Below are 23,075 nucleotides of genomic sequence, written 5' to 3' on the forward strand. Positions count from 1 at the left end.
CCTCGTAGTAGTAAGCCTTCAGTCGAGTCGGCCGGCAGCGAAATGGGAGCTAGGGTCTAGTCGACGCTGGGAACCCACGCCGTGGCCAGGAAATTGGAATCCGTCCGCCGCCATCCAATGACGCTCTCCGGCCCGGGTAGGACTCCCGCCGGGGCTCACCCTGGTAACGCGCAGGTTGGAGAGGTGCGACGACGGTTCTCCGGACTCTCCGAGCTTCAGCCCCGCGCTATGCACACAGTCCCGTGCCGCGGCCAAAGCATAAGTATCAGAGGAAGCGTCTTGGCCAGAAGCCCCCGCCTTGGTTATTTACACCCCAAACTGACGTCAAGGTGGTCTGACGTGGGGCGGACTTGGCTAGCGGCGAGACTCTCATATTTATCAGGGGTCCGACCAGTCAGGATGTGTGCATGCCTACCGAGCGGCTCGAAGTGGACTCATCAAGTCCGTGTTCTTTGGGCTACTTCCCTGTTCGCGGGCCCTGCTCCATCTCATTTTCTTACCATTCGACTGTCGGGATGAGATGGAAGAAGATGATGAGCGGCCGTCCGGGAAACCGAATTCAGTTCGATTCTGACGCCAGCGCCGGCACCGTGACTGTTCTATTCGAAGTTGGTGACGGTACTGGAGTGCACTTCGCCGGTGGCCTGATCGACGTCGAACCGCCGCAGGGTCCCGCGCCCGGCGGCCTCAGCGGTCAGTTGGGCGAGTTTCAGCGCGTTGGCGGCGCGGTCGGACTCCGCCCCTGTCAGATAGCAGTGGTCGATGACGGCGTCCGGGACGATCCTGCCGCCCAATGGCCGGGTTGTTCAGCCTTCCGGACCACCATCGTTGCCGCGCTCGTTCGACCGCGCTGGACCGGCTGGTCTCGACGTCGACCACATCGACTTCCTCGGGAGCTTCGTGCGGCCTAATGGCTAAGAATCGCAGAATATTTGTAAAATGGGATGAGTTCTCTCTAAGTCATCCCTGCATTCGGTGACCGTCAGTAGTGCTAATTGTCGCTACGGCGTGGAGCGCCTTGGCGATGGTTGGTGGGGCGAATGTTGGCTTGAAACACTCGCCGCACGAAACCGTAAGTGGTCCAGTTCAGCCTGCACATGGCTTTGCGGGGGAGCTAACGACTTCGCAGTGCAGGATGCCAGCCGGGGAAGAGCGCCCGGACCTGTCGAGATACGATCCGGGTACTCTTTCCAATGGGAGCCGCAGCGGAAGAGGGCTAGTGCTGGCATTCCCGTCACTGGTCTGCCCTACGGGGTTGGTACTTTCGCCTGCTTCGGAGGATTGGGAATGTGCATGCGCTCGGAGGCCAGCATGAGGTTCGACGCATTTGCTGCCGTGAATGCGGATTCTATTGCACCGTCAATCCACCCGGCCCAGCCGGAGGCCAAGTCTGAATTGGCGAAGTGAATGCGCCCGTGGGGTACTTGAAGATGGTTGGAGTACTTCATGACTTGGCCTGGCCGGTACGCCATCCACGTTCCCAAAGAGAATTCGTCTTTGTTCCAGTCGTGCGAGTCCACCGCGAGGACGGTTGCTTCGGGGAGGAATTGGCGTACGGCATTGGTAACGGCGTCCAGGTCCGTTGCATCAATGTCAGCTTCGGCGCTGGCGAAGCAGCAAAGGTAGGTCCCGTCATCGGTTGTGTATTCCGATGCAATCCATTTGAATGTGGTGTCGATGCCGATGCCGTAGAAGTCCCTTTCCAACTTGGGCACAAGTGCCCAGACTTTCACGGACTGTCCTGCTTGCTTTTCGGTGGCCATGGCACGGTGCGCGTGGGGGAGTTCGGGGACGAAGTTGATTCGTTCCCAGGTGTTGAGGGGGGCGGTTACGATGATGGACCTGGCGAGGATCGTCTGGCCGTCCCGGGTGACGACTCGTACCTGCGTACCCTCATCCGCGATCGATGCCACAACCGTGTTGTAGCGCACCTCGGTTTCAGCTTCGGCGAGGATGTGTTCGATAAGACTCTTCGTTCCCCCGACGAATTTGTCAGTCAGCAGGGTGTACCAGCCCACGGAGCTTCCGAAGCCGCTCACCCAGGAGATGACGTGAAGGGCGGAGAGCTCTTGAGGGTAGGCGCCGAAGTAGAAGGTGGGCCAAGCCAGAAGGAAGTCGCGTGTCTTGGCCGGGACGTTGAGGGCATCAACGTAAGCCGAGTACGGTATGTCCAGGTCTTCCAAACCTGGTTGCCCAAGGGGTGCTTCATAAAAGCGGATGCGGTCTGCGTCCTTGTCGATCTGCACGATGGCGTGCTCCAGCGCGGCCCATTCGTCGGCTGGGATGGGGAAGGCTGTGTTCAGCATCTCACCGTTGAGGCCCCAGCCAAAGTTTGATGCCACGGGGCTTTGGAACGTCTGGACCTTATAGCGTTCCAGCTCCGCCTGTACGAACTTCTGCTGGTCGGGGGCAATCCAGGTGCCGCCGATTTCAACTCCCTGGTCTGTTCCCTGGAACTTCCTGTACCAGGTGCGTCCGCCGAGGCGTTCGCGGCCTTCGAGCACAAGCACGGACTTCCCGTCAGCCCTTGATTCGCGGGCTGCGATTGCACCAGCGAATCCACATCCAACGACAACGACATCAAATGACTCCATTTTGGTCATCTCCTCTTTGTTCTTACTTCAGCGACGAGCCAGCCCGTCAACACACTGTTCACGGCGATTGTTGATCGGACGTGGCAGCCTGGCGGGGTTCCGGCTGGTGGTTTTGAGACCACAGATGGCCTCAACTTTTGGGTTCATAGTTGGCAAACACTCATAGTTAAGTCCGTCTGCCGTTTGGCCGATCTGCGACAGCCTTGCTGCAGCGGCGTGCTGGCTAGTAGTTCGCTGCATCTTCGCGAAACAGGTACACATAGACTGATCTATCTATGACCGAACTTCACGTGTTTCCGCACGCCGAGTTCGATCTCTCGCGGGGCAGGGCCAAGGAACCAGCGTGGCCCACACCCATCCAACAGTGATCTCCTTCAGTAGCTCTCAATGTGATTCACCTTACGCCTAGGCGAGGACCCTTCGAATAGTACGTTTGCAAGAATTTCAGTGCCATATCCGGCATGTGTACCAAGTTCTTCGCAGTTGGGTCCACGGTGGCTTTCTGACCCACCGTACTCAGTGAGGCGCGGTCATACGATGTGACAACTTTGGCCCTTGATGCCGATGTGGAAAAGCGGACGAGTATCGACACGCGCTTCTATTAGGGCCGCATCCGTGACAGGAGCCTTCTTGGGCACGTCTGGTTGGCTGATTTCTTGTACCTGCGCATGACTGAGGGCCAGGCAAACGCTTGCGCGTCGACACTGGCCCTTCAGCGGGAGGTGTTCGTTGATTTGAGAGGCCTCGAGGGGCAGCTGGCCGGGTTAGGCTCCCTGCCGGCCGATTCGGGCGTAGACCCCGGGGTTCTTTCTGCGATAGATCAGAGCGAGAGCGATACCTGCTATGAGCGAACCATAGAACAACGTCAGAAGTATGCCGGCCAGGACCTCATTGCCCCCGATCAAAAGGGCTATGTTCTGCGTGCCGATCACGGCCACCACGGCAAACCCGATAGCGGCCAGACCTGGGGCCAGCAAGCTCCTCCATACCCCCACCTGATACTGCGGATTCCGGCGGAAGTAGACGATGACAGCAACGCTGGTGAGAAGCATCAGGAGGATCAGCGGATAAGCAGCGATCCCTTCGAGAATGCCGAACAAGGACGTTCCATCTACTCCGGCAATTGCCAGTACCGCGATGAAGACCAGAGCGACAAGACTCGTGGCAAGTGAGGCCACATGGGGGGAACCATGCTTCACGTGGATCCTCCGTAGGGATGCATGGAATACGTGGTCCATGCTCAGGGAGTACATGTACCTGGCACTGATATTGTGCGTGGCAATCATGGCCGCGAAAATGCTGGTGCAAACCAGGGCCAGGACGACATCGAAGGCGATCTTGCCAAGGTAAAGTGCGACAGCCCCGGTGGCGGTTCCGCTCGGGTCTTCTGCAGATGCGGCAACGACGCTGCTTGCCCCCACTCCGGTGATAAGGGCCCAGGCACTGATCGCATACATGGATCCCATGGACAAGATGGAGATGTAAGTTGCCCGCGGAATCGTACGTTCTGGATTGCGCGCCTCTTCGCGGAAGACTGCCGTAGCCTCAAAACCGGCGTAACACATGACGCCCAGCAGAGCAGCCAGGCCCACGTTTCCGGAGAAAATGTTCGACAGCAGGAAAGGCGCGGCGCTCACACCCTCGGGGCCGCCATTGACGAACGAAGCCACGTCGAAGGCAACGATGATGACAACTTCGAAGATCATGAAGACGGTCAATATTTTGGCCGAGAGGGAGATTTCGACGTAACCGAGCACTCCGACGATGGCGATCAAGACGAAGGTGTACACCCACCATTGGATGTCAGGTCCAGAGAACACGTCCGTGACCAACGACTCCAGGGATACGCCACCAAATGCGAACGCGCCTGCGAGGAAAAAGAAGTAAGCCAGAAGGGCCAGGAACGATGCGCCGAGTCCGAGCGGTTTGCCGAGTCCTGCAGTGATATATGCGTAGAACGCACCTGGATTGGACAGGCGCCTGCCCATGCTCGTGAATCCGACAGCGAAGCAAAGCACCAACGCGCACGCCGCCAAGTATGTGACGGGGGTTCCGAGTTGATTCCCGGAGCCGATGATGAAGGGTATCAGGCCCACGAAGACAGTAAGAGGCGCATTGAAGGCCAGGACGGTGAAGACAATCCCCGATGTTGTCAGATTGCCGGTAAGCCGTTTCGTCGCCACTTCCCCAGGCGGCGATTCAGGGATTTCTTTCTGTTCATTCACAGTTGTCATTTCTATGCTCCAAAAATTATGGCCGGGGTAAGCCGGGCCTTGCTGCGGAGGGAATGCAGTCGATGCCGGCATGGCCGGCCGGGCTGCGTCTCGACATGTTGTGTGCGCTGCCTACCCGTACGCTCCTCAGGATCAGCTGATGCTCGTGTTCTCTAGGTCGGCACCGACGCCGTTAGTGGTGTACCGGCTGATCGAATGTGCGCTGGGTCTCATTTCTTACATCAAGAACACCACCTGACCTACAGCAGACCAATAGTGGCAAGTTACATATCTTTGATTTTTTTCATACGGATGTCTAAGGCTAGCCGTGCGTTACGGCAGACCTGGTTCAGGCCACGGGTTTGGGACTTCGGCGCTGGGACATGGGAACGATCCCAGAGTGAAGGGCTCGTGTGTCGAGGCTGGATGGCTCCAACATTTCTTTGCCACGGGCTCACCCCCTCCACTAAATCGACGGATCCGGCATTGATATGAAAAGGATGATCTTTTGTGGCATTTTCAGCATCGCTGCAGTGGTCTTGCTCGCGTAAGTTCGAGTCTGTTCAGCTACCGGATATGGCTTGTCTATCCGATGCTCTCTTGCCAATTACCCGAGGGCGCTTCCTGGCCGCCCAGGTGCGCACCGAAATCCTCTAGGAGTACTGTGGAGCACGTCACCACCCGCGAAGTGATTCTTTCCCTCAGCTGCCAAGACACCGTGGGCATCGTCCACGCCGTCTCAGGCTTCCTGGTCGAACACGGTTGCAACATTCTCGCCAGCCAGCAGTTCGATGACTCGTCCATCAACCGGTTCTTCATGCGCGTCCAAGCTACCTACCCTTCCGAGGTCGCCGTTGGTGAGCTGAAGGCGGCCTTCCAGACGACGGCGGACAAGTTCGGCATGAACTGGACCATGTCCGACGCAGCCGACCGGCCCCGGGTCGCACTCCTTGTCTCCAAGGCTGAACATTGCCTGAACGACTTGCTGTTCCGGTGGCGGTCCGGGCAACTCAAAGTCGATTTCCCTTTCATCGCTTCCAACCACCAAACACTCCAACCCGTGGCCGAAGCGCACGGTATCCCCTTCTTCCACATCCCTGTGACACCCGAGACCAAAGAGGCAGCAGAAGAAAAGCTTCTTGCCTTGATCGCCGAACATCAGGTCGATCTGACCGTCCTGGCCCGTTATATGCAGGTCCTCAGCGATGACCTCTGCAGCGAACTTGCTGGCAAGGCCATCAACATCCATCACTCTTTTCTTCCCGGCTTCAAGGGTGCCAAGCCCTATCACCAGGCGTTCGACCGCGGCGTGAAACTGGTCGGCGCCACCGCTCATTACGTGACCGCCGAGCTTGATGAAGGGCCCATCATCGAGCAGGAAGTGCTTCGGGTTGGACATGACTACAGCCCGGCGCAACTGGCAGTCACCGGACAAGATGCTGAACGGCTAGCCCTGGCACGTGCCGTGCAATGGCATGCCGAACAACGGGTGCTGCTGAACGGCAACCGCACTGTCGTTTTCAACTAACAAATCACCCTTGCGCCCCTCGCGGTGCACCGAGCAAACAGAAGTGAGAATTCCTATGGACCGCCTCGTCGACCGCTCCATCAGCGCCAAAGCCTTCACCGAGACCTCCCGCGATCCGCTTCCGCCCCGGGTCCGGACCGTCATCGTGGGAGGTGGGATTGTAGGAAGCAGCATCGCCTACCACCTGGCTGCTGCGGGCGAGAGCGACATTCTCTTACTTGAAGGCAATGTTCTCGGCAGCGGCACCTCCTGGCACGCGGCAGGCCTCGTAACCGGCGCCCGAGGATCATCCACAATGACCAAGCTCTCAAAGTACGGCTTGGAGTTTTACACCCAGTTGGAGCAGATGTCCGGGATTGACGTGTCCTTCCAACGGTCCGGTTCCCTCAGCGTCGCCCGCACGCCCGGCCGCGTCGATGAACTCCTCTACGCCAAGGACGTAGCTGAACAGCAAGGCGTCCGCACGGAGTGGCTCACAGAAGACCGTTTCCATGAGGTGTGGCCGTTGGCCAGCCACGCAGGCGTCCTGGGTGCGCTTCTGCTGCCGGATGACGGACACATCAACCCGGGCTACGCCACCATAGCCTTCGCCAAGCTTGCCCATCAGTTGGGCGCCCAGATCCGTGAGAGTGTCACGGTCGAGAAGATCCTGCGTGAGAACAACAAGATTGTTGGCGTCCTCACTGACCAGGGCGCCGTCCACTGTGATCGTGTGGTCCTCGCCTGTGGCTTGTGGACCCGGGATTTGGCCGCAACAGCTGGCGTTCACGTGCCGCTGTACGCAGCCGAGCATGTACACGTCAGGACCGGGCAGATCGATGGAGCAGCGCCGCAGCTGCCGGTATTCCGGGACCTGGACAGCAGCTACTATTTGCGCCATGAACAAGGCCGGCTGCTGGTAGGTGCTTTTGAACCCGACGGGCTACCCCGCCCGGTCGAGGATATCTCCACAGCAGGCTTTGCCGAATTCGACGCCAACTGGAACCACTTCGCTCCCATCCGGGCGAGGGCTGAAACCACGGTGCCCGCCCTGGCGACAGCTGGCTATGACCGCTTTCTCAACGCTCCCGAGAGTTTCACCCCCGATGCAAATTTCGCCCTCGGAGAGACCGCTGAGGTATCGAATCTGTATGTCGCAGCCGGTTTCAATTCCCAAGGCATCATTTATGCCCCCGGCGTAGGCAAGGAACTCGCAGAGTGGATTATCTCAGGGACGCCCCGTTTCGATTCATCCAGCGTAGACGTGCAGCGGTTTTCCCGGCACCAGAATAGCCGTAGGTACCTCAAAGCCCGCACCAAGGAAGGGCTTGGTCGGCTCTATGCCATGCACTGGCCAAACCTTCAAATGGACACAGCTAGGAACGTACGCCGCACTCCCCTGCACTCCAGGCTGGCCGAACTCGGAGCATGCTTTGGCGAGGTCAACGGTGGGGAACGCGCCAACTGGTACGGAGACCCCGGCACGTATCCAGCCTACGACTATAGCTACGGCCGCCCTGGCTGGTTCTCCCGCGTCGCGGAGGAACACAAAGCCGCCCGCGAAGGAGTCGTGCTCTTTGACCTGAGCCCCTTCGCAAAATTCGAGGTGGCCGGGCCTGACGCGCTGGCTGTATGCCAGCAAGCCTCTACCGCCGACGTCGACGTTGAGGTGAACAAGGCGGTCTACACCCTGTTCCTCAACGACGCTGCAGGAATCGAGCTCGACGGCACCATCACGCGCCTCGAAGAGGAACGCTTTCTCGTTGTCACTCCCTCCTTTACACAGCAAAAGACCCTTGCCTATCTGAAGCGACTGGCCAAGGGCCGGGCCGCCTCGGTGTTCGACTGCACAGCAGGCCTGGCCACGATCGGAGTCATGGGACCGAAAAGCCGGGAACTGCTTTCCCGGATTTCACCGGAGGACTGGTCCGACGACGCCCAAGGATACACCCATGGCCGGACCGTTGAAATTGCCGACGGCTACGCCTACAGCCTGCGGGTCAGCTTCGTAGGTGAACTCGGCTACGAGCTGTACCCCAGTGCTGATCTTGCAGTGAACATTTTCGATGCCCTCTGGGACGCCGGCCAGGACTTGGGCATCCGTCTGGCCGGATACCACGCCCTCGATTCGCTCCGAAGCGAAAAGGGATTCAGGCACCTTGGACACGACATCGGCCCCATTGACGATCCCTACTCGGCCGGTCTTCGCTTCACCGTTGCCCTGGATAAACCCGGCGGCTTCGTTGGCAAAGAGGCGCTGCTGAAACTCGACCCCGCCACACCCGAGCATCGCACCGTGTATCTTGCCATCGACGATCCCGAACCGGTCTTTGTTCACGACGAAACCGTCTATTGCAACAACATCCCCGTCGGCCGGATGACCAGCGGAAGCTACGGCCACACACTTGGCCGTGCGGTAGGCATTGCAGCAATCGACCCCGAAACGGACCTTACCGGTTCATTCGAAGTCCAATGCAAAGGCCGACTGTACCCGGCCACCGTCTCGCGCCGTCCGTTCTATGACCCCAAGGGTGAACGTCTGCGCGGCTGACACCCGAGGCAGTCCGCAGTTCCCCTCAGGGAGCTGCGGACTCCCCCTTCAAGGGCCCGGACAGCGGAGCCCTATGAGCCACACGAAAGGACTGACCATTGTCAGAGAATCTGATGGAACGTGAAACATCCGTTGCCCCGCGCGGCACGGGCCGCCTTCTCGACGGCAAAGCAACCGCAGCAAGCATCAAGGCAGAACTGGCCGGATGCGTCGCTGCGCTCAAAGACGCCGGCATCGCTGTCGGGCTAGGCACCGTTCTGGTCGGAGACGACCCGGCAAGCCACTCCTACGTAGCCGGAAAGCATCGCGATTGCGCTGAGGTCGGGATCGAATCCATCCGCCGGGATCTTCCTGCCGACATTTCACAAGAAGACCTCGAAGCAGTCCTGTTAGAGCTCAATGAGGACCCTGCCACCACCGGGTATATCGTCCAGCTTCCCTTGCCGGCACACATCGACCAGAACGCCGTCCTGGAAAAGATCGCCCCCAACAAAGACGCCGACGGGCTGCACCCAACCAACCTGGGCCGACTCGTACTGAACGTCGGAGAAACCATCGATTCACCCCTCCCCTGCACACCGAGCGCCATTGTCGAGCTGCTCGAACGGTACAACATTGCCCTGACCGGGATGGAAGTGCTCGTGATCGGGCGCGGCGTAACTGTCGGACGGCCCTTGGGCCTGTTGCTGACACGTCGTGCCATCAACGCCACTGTGACCTTGGCACATACGGGCTCAACTGACTTGGGCAGACTGATCGCCCGCGCGGATGTTGTCATTGCCGCAGCGGGCGTGCCCGCTATCGTCAAGACCCCCCAGCTCAAGCCAGGAGCGATTGTTCTGGACGTGGGAGTGTCTCGGAGCGTTGACGGGGCCACCGGTAAGTCCAGGCTGCAAGGTGATGTCGAGACGGGCGCCGAAGCGGTCGCCAGCTGGTACTCACCGAATCCCGGTGGTGTTGGTCCCATGACCCGGGCCATGCTCCTCGTCAATGTCGTGGACATAGCCGCACGAACAACTCGGAACGGACAGTAAACCAGAAGGGATTCGTCGTCGGCAGGCGAAGCTCGCAACAAAGCTCACCCACATGAACCCTGCGCAAGCCCACGACGAACAGCGACGGCTCAAGAAAATTGAGGTCGTCGCAACAGATGCCCCGCCCCTTAGGGAGCGGGGCATCTCTCGTCTCTGCCCGAGCCTGCTGCTGTGAAGAGGCGTTTAAACCGCTGCAGCGCCGGCCGTTCCAAGGCCGGCGCTGCAGGTTCGGACAATCAGATTGCGTAGAGGGTCAAGGGATCGTCTCGCAGGTGCAGCGACCGCGACCCCGGTTCGTTGCGGAGCCAGATAATGCTTCCCTCCTCAAAAAGCGTATCCACGAGTGCACGGGAGACTTGGCCATCACCGTTATCCACTTGAACCGGTTGACCCGGGCTGAGGTCCGTCCAGTCGGAGATCTCGTTGACCAACGGGCGGTTCACTGTGCCCATTTCTTCCCCTTCGTCCCGGTCGTGTCAGGGCCGATCCAGACGGTCTTCATGTTGGTGAATTCGCGGATGCCTTGGCGGCCGAGTTCGCGTCCATACCCCGATTTCTTGATGCCACCAAAAGGAAGACGCGGGTCAGAGACCACCATTCCGTTGACGAAAACCGCTCCGGCATCCAGTCGGCGCACGACTGCCTTTGCTCTGTCCGTGTCTCGGGTCCACAAGGAAGCGGCCAGTCCGAACTCGGTCTGGTTGGCCAGGGCGATTGCTTCTTCGGTGGACGAGACGCGGGTGATAGCAGCTACCGGGCCAAAGGTCTCTTCGTCAAAGGCGGCGTGCCCCGGAATGACCCGGTCGATGATCGTTGGCGGGTAAAAATACCCGGGGCCCTCAGGCAGTTCTCCACCCAGCAGAAGCCGTCCTCCTGCCTCCATGGTGCGCTGGACCTGATCGTGAAGTGTGGCGCGCAGGTTTTCTCGGGCCATGGGTCCCATGTCGGTGGCAGGGTCCAACGGATCGCCAAGGATAAGTTCCCGAGTCTGGATCACGAACTCGGCAACGAACTCGTCGGCGATCTCTTCATCGACGATGAAGCGTTTGGCGTTGATGCATGCCTGTCCCGCGTTGGTGAAGCGGGCCCTAACAGCGGTCCGTGCGGCGTCCTTGATATCCGCATCGGATAAAACGATGAACGGATCGGACCCACCGAGCTCCAGGACCTGTTTCTTGAGGGCCGCTCCGGCCTGGGAAGCGACGATGGCGCCGACTTGAGTGGAACCGGTGAGCGCGACCGCGGCGATCCTGTCGTCAGCGATAATAGCAGCGACCTTCTCTGGTTCGATCAGGACCGTGGCACAAAGACCAGGGGCCAAACCCGCCTTGTCGAGAATGTCCTGTACGGCCAACGCTGAACGGGGCACGTTGTTCGCATGCTTGAGGATCGCGCCGTTCCCGGCCACTAGCGCCGGGAGCGCGAAGCGGAAGAACTGCCAGAAAGGATAGTTCCATGGCATGATGGCCAGCACGACGCCCAGCGGCTCGTAGACCACACCGCTTTCCTTGACGTCGGCGTCTATGCTTTCGAAATCCAAGAAGCTGACGGCGTTTTGGGCGTAGAAGTCCGCGGCGACGGCGGACTTTTCAATCTCGGCCCGAGCCTCGGAAATAGGCTTGCCCATCTCCAGCGTGATCAGGTGCGCGTATTCGTTGACGTTTTCACGCAGGATCTTGGCTGTGTTCCGGAGGATCTGTACGCGATCCTCAACGGGCACCAGCCGCCAGGCCTTCTGCGCGTCAAAGGCGGCAGTAAGGATCCCGTCGATCTGGAAGTATGAGTGCGTATCGAACGTTTGAAGTTGTTTGCCCGTAGCCGGGTTGATCGTGGAGATCATGGGATTCTTCCTTTGGGAAAGGGGATAAACGTCCCGGTGTTGAACCAGTCCGGGCAGCCGTGGGGAAAGTACTGCCGCCGTGTTCTGAATAGGAATTCCAGTCAAGACACGGCGGCAGGAGGTTCTGGATTCACCAGCACCGTTGCACCTGGAAGGTCATCCATCCAGTCCTGTCAACAAGTTTGAAAACTTGTTGTCGTCCGATGACCTCACTTGTTGCGGGGTCAGGCTCCAGCGGCTACGTAGCTGTGGGAGTTCTGGACGGCAGCTTCTTCGCTGCCCTGTGCACCATGCCAGGCTTCCTTGTCCTTATAGGGGAACCACCAGAAGTCGTGGCTGGAAGCTGCCGGATCGATCATGACGAGTTTTGTGTGACGGAAGGTGTCGAGCCCTTCGGCGCCCAGCTGGCGGCCAATGCCGGACATTTTGCGGCCACCGAAGGGTCCTGCATCGTTGTCGAGGATCGGCGCGTTGACCCACACCATGCCGCTAACGATTTCGTTGGTGGCTCGGGTGATCTCTTCGATGTCCTTGGAGTATAAGGTAGCGCCGAGACCGAAAGGCGAGTCGTTGGCGATCTTCAAGGCCTCTTCGAAGCTTGAGACCTTATAGACCGGAGCAACGGGTCCGAACACCTCGGTGGTGAAGATGTCCATGTCCGGGCGCAGGCCCTCCAGCACTGTGGGCGCGTAGAAGAACCCGTCCTGCAGCTCCCCGCCGAGGTTCAACCTGTTTCCGCCGATGGTGACGGCGGCGCCTTGCTCAACGGCCCGGGCGACCAGCTGCTCTACGCGGGCAACCTCACGTGCGTTTTCCATCGGGCCGAAATCGACCTTGTCGAGGCCGTGGCCGATCCGCAACCGCTTCACGTTAGCGACAAACGTTTCCATGAACTGGTCGTAAACGTCCTCATGGACAAGGATCTTCTCGGCAGAGGTGCACACCTGGCCGGCGTTGAAGAAGGACGCAAAGGTAGCCGCGCGGGCTGCCACGTCAATAGGGGCAGACGGCATAACCAGGAAAGCATCACTGCCCGAAGCTTCAATCAGATGCGGCTTGAAGTGCTCAGCACAGGCCCGTGAAACAGCCTGGCCGGTCGCTACACTTCCGGTGAAGGCAATCATGTGGGTGTTCTTGTGGGAGACTAGCTGCTTCGCCGTGTCGGCACCACCGGAGACACACTGGACCAACCCAGTAGGCAGGTTCCGGAAGACCCGCATGAAGGAAAGAGTCGTCAGGGAGGCGTTTTCCGAGGGTTTGACGATCACAGAGTTGCCCGCTGCCAAGGCAGCTGCCGCGGACCACATCAGCAACAGAATGGGGAAGTTCGCAGGAAGGATGCTCACCACCGTGCCCATGGGCTCCTTCAAGGTGTAGTGGGTCTGGCCGACAACAGAGGTGCCCAGAACCGAACCAATCGAGTGCCGACCGAGTTCTGCGTAATAGTCCACTGCAGAACCCGACCAAGCCATTTCGTCAGAGCTTTCCTTATACGGCTTGCCCGTTTCACGGGTCAGCAGTTCAGCAATTTCGGGTGCGAGCTTCTTCATCTCCGCTGCCACTTTGTGCAGCATCTCGGCACGATCCAGTGCCGTATAGGCGTACCATGCCTTCTGCGCAGCGTTGGCGGTAGCAACGACGGCTTCAATGTCGTCGTGGCCGACCTCAGCCATTTGGCCAATGACTCTATTGTTGGAAGGGTCCACGACATCGCGGCCCTGCGATACGGGGATGTACTCTCCGTTATGGAAGAAGGTGTTGCTAACTCGAGCGAATTCGAGATTGGCATTCATGAGTGGTTCCTTACATTGTTCATTGGTATAGGCAAAGAGTGGTTGGGGCGCTGCCGGCGGCTCTACTGTGCCCGGACGATCGAGTAGGACTTGACGAGCTCTGTTTGCACGCTCCAGCGGCCCGCCCAGCCTTCAGGGAGAGCCACAATTGTCCCCGCCCGCAGGTTGGTTTCCTGCCCTTGGTCATCGATAGGTTGACCCTGGCCGTCAACGATGTGAATGAACTCTCTGTAGCCAGTCAGCTTGGTGGTGAATTCACCAGGAGTGACCTTCCAAAGGCCGGCTTCCGTGCCAGGGTCGCCGTACAGGACCAGAGTGCTTGCCGAAGGGGCACCGGAGAGGACGCGCTCCGGGCTTATAGGCACCTGCTCGGGCCACTGGATATCGTCTGTAGTTGCTACGGCCGCGTTCATGCGCTGGCCGCCTCAATTTTGAGACCCTGGACAGCATTCCTGATCCTGACCGCCGCTCGTTCGCCGCTGCGGAGTGCGCCTTCCATCAGGCCGGTGAAGTCAGGATCAGCGTACTCGCCGGCGAAGAGGAGGTTGCCTACCGGGCGTTCCAGTTCTTCCGAATCAGTTCTTCCTCCGCCTGGGGCGAAAGCTGCATAAGCGCCGCGGGCGAGAGGATCGTTGCGCCAAACCGTGGCGACGGCGTCACTCTCACTGAAGTCCAGTTCCGGGCGAATGTGCCGGGCATGGGTTATCCACGCGTTGAAATCCCCGTCGCCTTGTGCCCGGTCCAAAGCGCCGGGAGAGCCCATAAAGGAATTGAGCACAGGAGTGACCGAACCGGTATTGTCCTGCGCAGTCCATGTCCAGAAGCGGCCGTTCGTTGACATCACCGCGCTCGTTGCCGGGACGGATCGCAGCGGGAGGTGAAGCTTGGCCGCATCCCCTTGCAGTACCCGGTTCAGTGCGCTGGTCTTCCATTCCGGAACCGACAGGGCAAGAGTCGCTTGGTCCCGCACGATGGACAATGGGAGCGCTACGACGGCGGCGTCGAAAGTCGCGCTGCCTGCCGATGTTTCCACGAGGACTTCTTCGCCGAGGTCTGTAACCGCGTGAATGGTTTCCCGGTAGTGCACCGAGTCGCCGAGACGGGCAGCCAAGGCTTTAGGAAGCTCCTGGTTTCCGCCGCTGATCCTCCAACTCGGACGCGGCTCGAAGGATGCAATGTGCTCAAGAGTGTCAGCGCTGACGTGATCTGCCGCGACAGCGGTGGAGATTTCGATACGAGCGCGAAGTGCATCCACGAGCCGATCATCGCAGTCCAAACGTTGCAGGACCTTTTCTGCGGATGGTGGTGAGGGGTAGGTTCGGGCGATGGCGGCAGCTGCTCGGCCTGCTTCTACCACGTCTTGCGTGCTGATGTCGGGGGTGTCCGCCAGAGCACGAACGTAGTAGCTCATGCCGGTGTCAACCAGGGACAAGCCGGTCAAATCAAGCAGGCGCCGCATCGTCGTGTAACCATGCAATACGAACTCGGCGCCCCGTTCGATAACGCAGGGTTCTTCGCGCCCGGCCGTGATTGATTCTGACCAGACGCGCCCCCCGGACCTGTCCCTGGCCTCAAGAACGGTCACATCGAAGCCATCGGCTCTTAGCTGCGTAGCAGCTGCCAAGCCTGCAAGTCCAGCTCCCAAAACCGCGATGCGGGAACCCTGACGAAGGGTGCTCATGATGCAACGTTCATCGTGTGGACCAAAGCCGTTCGCGCTTGGCCACCGATTCGCCATACTGCGGTCCGCTGCATGGAGAAAGGTGCAGTATCTGGTGACATGTCGGAGCCATCTCCTTTGACGATTCTATTTATTGTGTGACTCACACTAGTAACCGCAACGCAAGAGAAGTATGGTACAGACGTAAGAAATTTGATGCTTATTAGTGTTGCAGTAAGGTTTTTGCATGGAACAGTCAGTGTTGACCGTCAACGATCTCGTTAGCACTCAAAGCTTGGGCACCCGCGTACTGGCCGGAGCCGCCGGCTTGGAACGCCAGGTTCTCTGGGCGCATAGCTGCGAACTTAACGACCCGGCAAGGTGGCTCGGTCCGCATGAATTGCTGATGACCGTCGGGCTCTGCGTCCCGCATGGTGCCAAGGAGCAGAGCACCTTCATTCAAAGACTCAATGAATCCGGGCTGGCAGGCGTCGCACTAGGTGACCACCCCAGCCTGCCCCCGTTGACACAAGAACTCCTCGACGAGGCCGACAGATTAGGATTCCCGGTCCTGCTGACAAACGAGGAAACACCGTTTGCCGCGATAGGGCGCACGGTTGCAGCCGCCACGGCCACCACCCAGACACTCCAGGTCCTCAAGCTGAGCAAGCTCTACCAGCTCTCGACCTATGCCCATGCGGACCCAGAACGCCTGATGGACGACCTGCAGGCACTCTTTAGGTCCAGGCTCACCGTACTTGACACCCAGACCGGATTGACGATCATACAAGGACCACCATTGCCCACGCTGACATCAACGGCACGGCAACGCTCTTATACACTTCCTGGTGAGCGTGGCGTGAAGTTAGTAGTTGCAGAATTCCCCGGGGAAGAGGTCAGCAGCTTCCTGCTCATTCACATCCTGCAGGTCGTTGACGTAGCCGTAAGTCAACTTTTGACCACAATCCGGGAAAGGGCCGATCGCTCTAAGGTCATGCTTGAGGCGATTCTGGAAGGACGGATACCTGAGAATATCGACGACGTCCTCAAACCGAATGCGATGGCGGAGGGATACAAACTAATAGCCATCAAGACCGAAGACGGTCCGAAAACAGCGAGGGCAGTCTCGATTGCTGCCCTGCCTGTACTCGCGGGAACAGGGCGGCACTCCTATTTCCTAATGGTGCCGGAACCGGCCCTTCCGGATATACGCAAACTTCTCGAAGATCTCGGGATCCGCGCCGCAGCATCCTCGACATACCTGGACATCCGAGATGCAAAAGTCGCAGCCGAGGAAGCACACAAAGTCCTGTCCTCCGGCGGGACGAACGACAACTGGGTCGACTTCACCGGCGTACCTGTATCGCTTCTGGCAAGATCCAGGAAAGAAGCAGACAGTATTGTCCGGCAGGTACTCGGAAGCCTTGCAGACCTGGACCCGAAAACGACGGCCCTAAGGGAGACCCTCTTTAGCTTCCTGAAGAATGACCGCCGCTGGAACGAAACTGCCGCTGAGCTGGGCATCCATCGACAGACACTGTCTTACAGGCTTGCCAAAATAAAAGAGACAACGGGGCGGGACACCTCTACCTCTGCAGACTTCGCTGCCCTTTGGCTGGCCTACCAAGCATGGCTTTCCTACCCACCAAGCGCTGCACAACAACGACCAGCGCTTCGCCGGTAAAGGCCCCAGCTACTGCGATCGCCAGCCAGCTGCCCCGTAATCCCTAGCTTGCTCCTCGTGGCTGACCTTCCCCGAAAAGACGGGCCTGTTCGACCAGTTCCGTCATCCAGGGTCGATGGCCCTGTCGAAACGTCAGACCCTCAGGCAGGCCTTGAACGGTAGCCTGGGAACCGATGACGTCAATAGTGATGGGACCTCTGCCCGTCGGTGCGTTGATGATGTGCAGATCGCCAAATGACTCCGGAATAGCCGGGTCCATCCACAAGCCCCCTCGGGAAACATGGGCGTCGTAGCGCAGCAGGCTCATGACCAGGTGTATCGGCGTCGTGGCAGCCCACGCCTGGGGCGAACAAGCGGCGGGATAAGGTATGGGCTGCGGAAATTCATCCCGACCGAATCCGCAGAACAGCTCCGGAAGACGGCCATCCGAATACTCAGCCGCCTCAAACAGAGCTACGGCTATACGCTGTGCCTCGGCCACGAATCCATATCGCACGAGGCCGGTGGCTATGATCGCGTTGTCGTGCGGCCACACGGAACCATTGTGGTAACTCGCCGGGTTGAAGGCCCCCATGTCACTCGCCAAAGTCCGTACCCCCCAGCCACTGAACATTTCTGGCGACATCAGACGGTCGACAACGAGGGGCGCCTTATCCTTATCCACGATCCCCATCCACAGGCAGTGGCCCATGTTCGATGCGCAAGCGTCAACCTGCCGCTTCTTTGCATCCAGCGCAATCGCGTAATAGCCGCGATCCGGCATCCAGAACTGTTCGTTGAACTGCTTCTTGAGTCGCGCAGCCTTTTCCGCCAACTCGGACCCCAGAGAGTCATCGCCGGCGTCGTAAGCCATCCAAGCACGCGAAAGATATGCGATATAGACGTAGGCTTGGACTTCGCACAGTGCTATGGGAGGTTCCGCGAGAGTCCCATCGGCGAAGTTGATGCCGTCCCACGAGTCCTTCCAGCCCTGATTGATCAGTCCCCGCTCGTTAAGGCGCTCATATTCAACAAAGCCGTCACCGTCTTTGTCACCGTAATCGCGAATCCAGGACAGCGCGCGATCCGCATGCGGCAGCAGGGCAGCTACCGTATCGGAGGCAAAGCCCCAACGACTAAGCGCCCCAATGGTGTTCACGAAGAGGGGCGTGGCGTCCACACTGCCGTAGTAAACGGATTTACCACCCAATGACAATCCACTTGAGACACCGAGCCTGACTTCGTGAAGAATCTTTCCAGGTTCTTCCTCCGTCAGCGGGTCTACAGCCTTGCCCTGGCGATCGGCAAGGGTCTGCAAAGTGCCAAGGGCGAGAGAGGGGTCCACAGGAAGCGCCATCTCAGAAGCCCACAACGAGTCACGTCCAAACAGCGTCATGAACCAAGGGGCGCCAGCCGCCACAACAACCCGCTCCGGTTGATCAGGATCTTCAATCCTCAGAGCGCCCAGATCGTCATAGCTCCGCTGTAAAGTGCGTTCAACAGAACTGTTGCCCATACGCATTGCCGGGATCTTGGCTACCCACTCCTGTCGGCGGCGATCCTGGGGGGATAAGCCCTTTTCATCCGATCCTCTGAACGGTATTGACTCCCTTCCCTCAACTGCGGGGACAACGGTCAGTCCAGTGGTCCAGGAATCGCGCGGTGAAACGACCGCCTGATAAGTCACACTCCGAGGCTCGACGACAGCACCGGCGGTATTAAGGTCAACGCCCCTGCGGACCTCTTCCCAAGCCGCCCGAATTTGAAGTGAATTTTCGTTCGCTTGGTGGGTTTTGTCCCAGCGGTGCTGAATCCGCGCCTCCTTAACCTCGAAAAGATCAGCAAAATCCGCTTCTACGCTAAACCGAATGACACAATGGAACGGCTCCGACGAATAGTTGCGCACTGTGATCTGCTCCAACATTCCCTCACTCACCTCCCGCAGTCGTTCGACAATCAGAGAGCTGTCCGCATGGCCGTCGGTTCGAGGGACACGGCAAATAAACTGGGCCCTATAGGGTTCCTTTCCCCCCGCTGCCAGAGGCTCAAGAGCCAATCCGTTAATCGTGAGATTCCAGCAGGAGATGATCCGCGTGTCATGGACAAACAATCCGTGCGGAAGTGCCGGATCCATGTCCCCATTCGGAGAAGAGATACAGAAGGACGAACCCTCCACCAAGGTAACGGCTCCGGATCCGGGCGTACCTGCCAATGTATCGGCATTCCATCCAGCCACGTGCAGTCCCTTCAACGGCTGGTCAGTTGGGTGCCAACGGAGAACCTTCGAGTCCCGCTCAAGCCTTCGTCCTTCGTCGCTAAAATCGACGCTACGCCTGACTTCCTCCCGGCACCATAGCTCGATGAGGTGCGACTGAGGCTGGCAGTTTCCCCAGGACAAGATGGCATTCATGTGGGCATCCGACCCGCAGCGAGGGCCAGCCGCCGCACGAGGTTCGTTGTCCTGGTCGAGATGCTGTGGATGTGGCGGTAAGTTCCCACATGGGAGGTGAACGACCGCAAAGTCCCACGGCTAAACCCGTAATACATGGGAGCTGGCTACACTCCAACCGGACGTCAGACAGGGGCGGAAAGCTCGCCAAGATTAGGGCCGGAGGCGGGGCTTTCTGGACAGCGGGTGGAGAAGCTCTTGAATCCAAGCCTGACGCTATGAGGTCAGCGCGACAAATAGGTGCTTATCGGCCTATCAGCCTCAGACGTCAGCCTATGGCATCCCCGGCGCCTGCTGGTCCAATTGTGGACCTAAAGCCGAGGTAATTGGCTCAGCTGCTCGACAATACGACATCGTGCCGCCGAGCAGCACTCGTTCATACGTGCCACAGTCTGTTTACCGCTTTTGAGACAGGCTCGTAGCATTGTGCGCTCGGGACGTGGACAAGTGCTCTGGTAAACGATGATCCATTTCGCATTGGCGCTAGCTGGAGTCAGTCATGGCTTGTTCGAGCCGTCGCCGTGTTCGGGCGTAATTCCAAGGTCAAGCATTTCCAGCACGTCGCGGAGGGAGTCCCACAGATCCCAGTAATGGCCCGCGTAGAAGAATTCGGCCATCTCCGCGGGGCGGGCTGCTTCAAGCTCCTCAACAACTCGGGCTGCATCTTTTACTTTGATGAGGTCTTCATCACTGAGGATGAAATGGTGCTCAGGCTTGGCCATGGCGGGCTCCCTCGAGTTGTGTCAACCGGTGGCTGTTGACTCGTGCCACGGCTGCAACTTGTTCGTTGCGTGCAGTGAGCGAGATTTCGAAGGTTCGTATCCTCGTTGAGCGCAGTCATATCCGATTCGTCGATCATGGTGTTAGTGAGAGTGGTGTCAGGTCCTACCTTCGCTTCCGAATGGCAACCGATGACGGCTGATAGTTTGAGTTCGAGTTTAGGGATCTGTTCACGGAGTCACCTGGTGATTGCCAAGCTGTTGGCAGACCGTCCTGTTCATAGTCCTCATCTACAAGGCAGTTGTAGCAACCATGCCCGGTGTCCTAATAGCGGAGCAACATTAAAACACGCTAGCTTACTAAAGCCGGGAGCTTTGAACCCTTGCAATCCGCTACTGTAAAACGACTCTCAAAGAAACCCCTGTCCCCTGCCCTTCGATCTCTTTGACTACGTCGGCATACTGACAACAGGTGGCGCTGCGAGCAGTACTCGCCGCAGGTGGCAGCACGCCTGCCACCTGGGCTGCCTTTCGCTTCACACCTCTGGCCCTCGACGGCACTGCGTGTCTGTACCCCCCGGGGGGGGAATGCGCTCGCACGTGACTGAATCCGAAACATGCGTCCCAAAACTATGGCCCTGAAAGCCATAGGCGCGTCGCCGACGCCTGCAGGACCAATGACCCGCAGCAGTCATGACCAGTCCGCGCAGCAGAAGTAGCGGCCGCAGCTCATGTCGTGAGCGCTTGTCCGTGCCCATGAAGGTGTGAGCCCGAAGTACCCAAAGGCAGGGCGGACACCATGAAAACTATAAACCGATATAAGTGTGCACAAAATGTGCACACCGTTTGGCAGGACATAACTGCCCACCGGACAGACTCGGGCACCGACGCGCACTCAAGACACCAAACAAATCCCGAGGCAATCTCCTCCAAATCATGTCGACACCACAACCAGAATCCATGAAGTGTTGAGCGGCCAACAGGGGCCGCCGGAACACCCAGGAAAGGACACAAATTGACCGCAGATCCCAGCAAGCGGAGCGCCCACCAGCCAAGACGCTGAGCCCGCTCCCACACCCAAACCGAACAGGCCGCACCCGGCGGCCAGGCACCAGCCGGGACGATGAGGCAGAGGCACTTGTCAAGCTTTGTACACACTTAAAAGCAAAAACCCCTCTGACGAGGGGTTATGCCGTGCCCGAGGTGGGACTCGAACGCGATTCCCGGCCTTGTCATTGCTGGGAACTCCCGGAAACATGCCGAATTCGGCCCAGTCCGGCGGCTGTACGGGCCAGTTCGGGGCGGGAAGTGTGGACATTGTCCACACTTCATTTTTGCCCCTGTCGGTGCTCGCCGGGTCGCTGCCCATGGTCCCGGAAACGCGACGTACGACGGTAGCGACGCCAAGTACACCGCGGCTACCGGAACTACCGATAAGAGCTGACCAAGAAGCCTTCATCCAGTTTCCTCCTTTCACATGTTCATAGAGATTCGACCGACGGGCGACATGACGAGAGCAATCATCGCGACGGGATCGCCTACTGTGGGTCAGCAAAGGAGATTGGCGGAGCTGCCAAGGCGCAAACTCCCTGCTGAAGCTGAAAAATCCGCCAACGGCCATCTTCTCCGCAACGACGCACAGCCAATCGGAAGACACTGCGTCGTAGCGGCCACCGGCCTACGACGCCCGGAAGACCTGCCAGCCATTGGCTTTGATGACGCTGCGGCTTGGACAAACCAGGCCTCGTCACTGTGCGGCAGCCAGTGACCCAGATGCCAGCAACAGCCATGAGGACCCTGCATCCGAGTAACAAGTTGCTGCCCCGGAGCGTCGATCTCAGGACCCAATTGGTTGTTGAAGGCTCTACGACAACTGAATGGTGTCAGACTTCCACCAATGACATGCCAATGACCGACCAGTATTCTTGCTATGACCCTAGTCACAGAGCCATTCGATGTCACCGAGTAGTCGTAGAATGCCGCCTAAGGCCGCCCGACGTGCTGGGCCGACGCATTAGCCGATGAGGAGACACTTCAGTCTGTTACAAGCCTGGCCAAGGAACGCACCGCATAAGTGAACTGATCGAACTTGAGCCTGATATGGCCATTTTGCAAGCCTCCTGTACTCCGGACCAGCTCGTGAGCCTTCAGCTCCAACAGCTCGTCCGGAACGAAGCGTGGCTTGGTGCGGCTGACCCACGGCCACCGATCGGCTTCCTCGCCCCTCTCTTCGCGGTAGTCATCCGGAATGTGCAGCGGCTCCGACGTCACCTCAACAACGGCGTAGCAGTCCCTGGTCTTTGCCGAGATCACCACGAGGTCACCCTCCTTGATGCTGGGGCGCCCCTTGGCCGGACTGCCAAAGAACCAGGCCTTGCGCCATTGATCCAGTGCCGGCTCACCGTACTCGGACTTCAGCCACAAGGTCCGGTCACTATCGCGTGCATCCACCAAGAGCTGCTCAACCAAAGCAAGGACCGACTCACTGTCCAAACCTTCCGCAGCCAGCCTGTCCACCACCGTCAGTTTCCTGGCCCGCTGCATCAGGTTGTCCAAGTCGGCAGGTGTCACCGTGCGAGACGCCCACTCGCCCATCATTTGCCGTACTGAGGCAGCCTGGGCAGCTCCCAACTCGACGCCAAGTTCAACGTTGGCCGCAGCCGAGCTGCCCAAGCCAGCGCCAGTCAGGTTGGCTGATCCAAGGAATCCTCGGGAACCAAGAACGAACGCCTTAGCATGCAACCTGTCCACATGCCTGACCGAGAAGCCTGACTCAATGAGCTGCGAGAGACCGTCGACGCTCAAGTACCCGTTGGCTACCGCACTCGGATCTAGACAGGTAAAGAGCGTACGCGATGAACCTGCCTGAATGTCAGCTTGGGCCAGTCTCTTGCAGATTTCGTATGACAGAAACGGACTGGCCAACAGCACGTCGCCGTCGGTGTCCCGGCCGGCTTGAAACAACCAATCAGCAGCCTTCGAATGGACCGCGCCCTCGTTCATCACGAGGTAGACATTACAGCGGCGACTGTCCCCGGTTTCGCGAAACCAC

15 protein-coding genes are annotated in these 23,075 nt (G+C 59.0%); 4 read left to right on the forward strand and 11 right to left on the reverse strand.

From position 1 onward, the window contains the following. Positions 1-599: 599 nt before the first annotated feature. From ACFX4T_RS06460 to ACFX4T_RS06470, 3 genes are all read right to left on the reverse strand, one after another. The gene (locus ACFX4T_RS06460; RefSeq protein ID WP_223948824.1) at positions 600-794 is read right to left on the reverse strand and encodes a hypothetical protein; all 195 of its coding nucleotides are present in this window, start codon (positions 792-794) and stop codon (positions 600-602) included. Between the two features lie 453 nt (positions 795-1,247). Further along, the gene (locus tag ACFX4T_RS06465) at positions 1,248-2,594 is read right to left on the reverse strand and encodes an NAD(P)/FAD-dependent oxidoreductase (RefSeq protein ID WP_223948823.1); all 1,347 of its coding nucleotides are present in this window, start codon (positions 2,592-2,594) and stop codon (positions 1,248-1,250) included. A 764-nt stretch (positions 2,595-3,358) separates the two neighbouring features. Beyond that, a complete protein-coding gene (locus ACFX4T_RS06470; RefSeq protein ID WP_223948822.1) occupies positions 3,359-4,828 on the reverse strand; it encodes an APC family permease in 1,470 nt (489 codons plus the stop codon). 643 nt (positions 4,829-5,471) lie between these two features. On the opposite strand from ACFX4T_RS06470, the gene purU reads away from it, so the two are divergent. From purU to ACFX4T_RS06485, 3 genes are all read left to right on the forward strand, one after another. Further along, a complete protein-coding gene (gene purU / locus ACFX4T_RS06475) occupies positions 5,472-6,335 on the forward strand; it encodes a formyltetrahydrofolate deformylase (protein ID WP_223948821.1) in 864 nt (287 codons plus the stop codon). 55 nt (positions 6,336-6,390) lie between these two features. Next, the gene (locus ACFX4T_RS06480; protein ID WP_223948820.1) at positions 6,391-8,865 is read left to right on the forward strand and encodes an FAD-dependent oxidoreductase; all 2,475 of its coding nucleotides are present in this window, start codon (positions 6,391-6,393) and stop codon (positions 8,863-8,865) included. Positions 8,866-8,978: 113 nt separating this feature from the next. Further along, complete coding sequence (locus tag ACFX4T_RS06485) at positions 8,979-9,899, forward strand: bifunctional methylenetetrahydrofolate dehydrogenase/methenyltetrahydrofolate cyclohydrolase (protein ID WP_223949271.1); 921 nt, start codon at positions 8,979-8,981, stop codon at positions 9,897-9,899. Between the two features lie 236 nt (positions 9,900-10,135). Here the strand turns inward: ACFX4T_RS06485 and ACFX4T_RS06490 are convergent, their stop codons facing one another. From ACFX4T_RS06490 to ACFX4T_RS06510, 5 genes are all read right to left on the reverse strand, one after another. Next, a complete protein-coding gene (locus ACFX4T_RS06490) occupies positions 10,136-10,351 on the reverse strand; it encodes a hypothetical protein (RefSeq protein WP_223948819.1) in 216 nt (71 codons plus the stop codon). Further along, positions 10,339-11,739, reverse strand: coding sequence for an NAD-dependent succinate-semialdehyde dehydrogenase (locus ACFX4T_RS06495; protein ID WP_223948818.1), 1,401 nt, complete (start codon positions 11,737-11,739; stop codon positions 10,339-10,341). Before ACFX4T_RS06495 ends, ACFX4T_RS06490 begins: the two co-directional genes overlap by 13 nt. Before the next feature lie 224 nt (positions 11,740-11,963). After that, entirely contained in the window at positions 11,964-13,532 is a 1,569-nt protein-coding gene (locus ACFX4T_RS06500; RefSeq protein WP_223948817.1) for an aldehyde dehydrogenase, read from the reverse strand. Positions 13,533-13,594: 62 nt separating this feature from the next. Then, positions 13,595-13,945, reverse strand: a complete 351-nt coding sequence (locus ACFX4T_RS06505) for a cupin domain-containing protein (protein ID WP_377651176.1) — start codon at positions 13,943-13,945, stop codon at positions 13,595-13,597. After that, entirely contained in the window at positions 13,942-15,213 is a 1,272-nt protein-coding gene (locus ACFX4T_RS06510; RefSeq protein ID WP_377651177.1) for a flavin monoamine oxidase family protein, read from the reverse strand. The genes ACFX4T_RS06505 and ACFX4T_RS06510 overlap by 4 nt, the downstream gene beginning before the upstream one ends. A gap of 226 nt (positions 15,214-15,439) precedes the next feature. On the opposite strand from ACFX4T_RS06510, the gene pmfR reads away from it, so the two are divergent. Beyond that, the gene (gene pmfR / locus ACFX4T_RS06515; protein WP_223948815.1) at positions 15,440-16,876 is read left to right on the forward strand and encodes a transcciptional activator PmfR; all 1,437 of its coding nucleotides are present in this window, start codon (positions 15,440-15,442) and stop codon (positions 16,874-16,876) included. 43 nt (positions 16,877-16,919) lie between these two features. On the opposite strand, the gene ACFX4T_RS06520 is transcribed toward pmfR, so the two are convergent. From ACFX4T_RS06520 to ACFX4T_RS06530, 3 genes are all read right to left on the reverse strand, one after another. Next, complete coding sequence (locus tag ACFX4T_RS06520) at positions 16,920-19,091, reverse strand: glycogen debranching N-terminal domain-containing protein (protein ID WP_223948814.1); 2,172 nt, start codon at positions 19,089-19,091, stop codon at positions 16,920-16,922. Between the two features lie 710 nt (positions 19,092-19,801). Then, entirely contained in the window at positions 19,802-20,026 is a 225-nt protein-coding gene (locus tag ACFX4T_RS06525) for a hypothetical protein (protein ID WP_223948813.1), read from the reverse strand. A gap of 2,031 nt (positions 20,027-22,057) precedes the next feature. Further along, positions 22,058-23,029, reverse strand: a complete 972-nt coding sequence (locus ACFX4T_RS06530) for a hypothetical protein (RefSeq protein WP_377651178.1) — start codon at positions 23,027-23,029, stop codon at positions 22,058-22,060. Between the last annotated feature and the right edge of the window lie 46 nt (positions 23,030-23,075).

Origin of the sequence: Paenarthrobacter sp. YIM B13468, assembly GCF_042788025.1 — a bacterium.
GTDB lineage: Bacteria > Actinomycetota > Actinomycetes > Actinomycetales > Micrococcaceae > Arthrobacter > Arthrobacter aromaticivorans.

What these genes read in the sequence shown, in the direction of transcription:
- ACFX4T_RS06465 (WP_223948823.1), bottom strand. Translation starts at nt 2,594, where the DNA reads ATGGAGTCATTTGATGTCGTTGTCGTTGGATGTGGATTCGCTGGTGCA.
- ACFX4T_RS06470 (WP_223948822.1), bottom strand. Translation starts at nt 4,828, where the DNA reads ATGACAACTGTGAATGAACAGAAAGAAATCCCTGAATCGCCGCCTGGG.
- ACFX4T_RS06480 (WP_223948820.1), top strand. Translation starts at nt 6,391, where the DNA reads ATGGACCGCCTCGTCGACCGCTCCATCAGCGCCAAAGCCTTCACCGAG.
- ACFX4T_RS06485 (WP_223949271.1), top strand. Translation starts at nt 8,979, where the DNA reads ATGGAACGTGAAACATCCGTTGCCCCGCGCGGCACGGGCCGCCTTCTC.
- ACFX4T_RS06490 (WP_223948819.1), bottom strand. Translation starts at nt 10,351, where the DNA reads ATGGGCACAGTGAACCGCCCGTTGGTCAACGAGATCTCCGACTGGACG.
- ACFX4T_RS06495 (WP_223948818.1), bottom strand. Translation starts at nt 11,739, where the DNA reads ATGATCTCCACGATCAACCCGGCTACGGGCAAACAACTTCAAACGTTC.
- ACFX4T_RS06500 (WP_223948817.1), bottom strand. Translation starts at nt 13,532, where the DNA reads ATGAATGCCAATCTCGAATTCGCTCGAGTTAGCAACACCTTCTTCCAT.
- ACFX4T_RS06505 (WP_377651176.1), bottom strand. Translation starts at nt 13,945, where the DNA reads ATGAACGCGGCCGTAGCAACTACAGACGATATCCAGTGGCCCGAGCAG.
- ACFX4T_RS06510 (WP_377651177.1), bottom strand. Translation starts at nt 15,213, where the DNA reads ATGAGCACCCTTCGTCAGGGTTCCCGCATCGCGGTTTTGGGAGCTGGA.
- pmfR (WP_223948815.1), top strand. Translation starts at nt 15,440, where the DNA reads ATGGAACAGTCAGTGTTGACCGTCAACGATCTCGTTAGCACTCAAAGC.
- ACFX4T_RS06525 (WP_223948813.1), bottom strand. Translation starts at nt 20,026, where the DNA reads ATGGCCAAGCCTGAGCACCATTTCATCCTCAGTGATGAAGACCTCATC.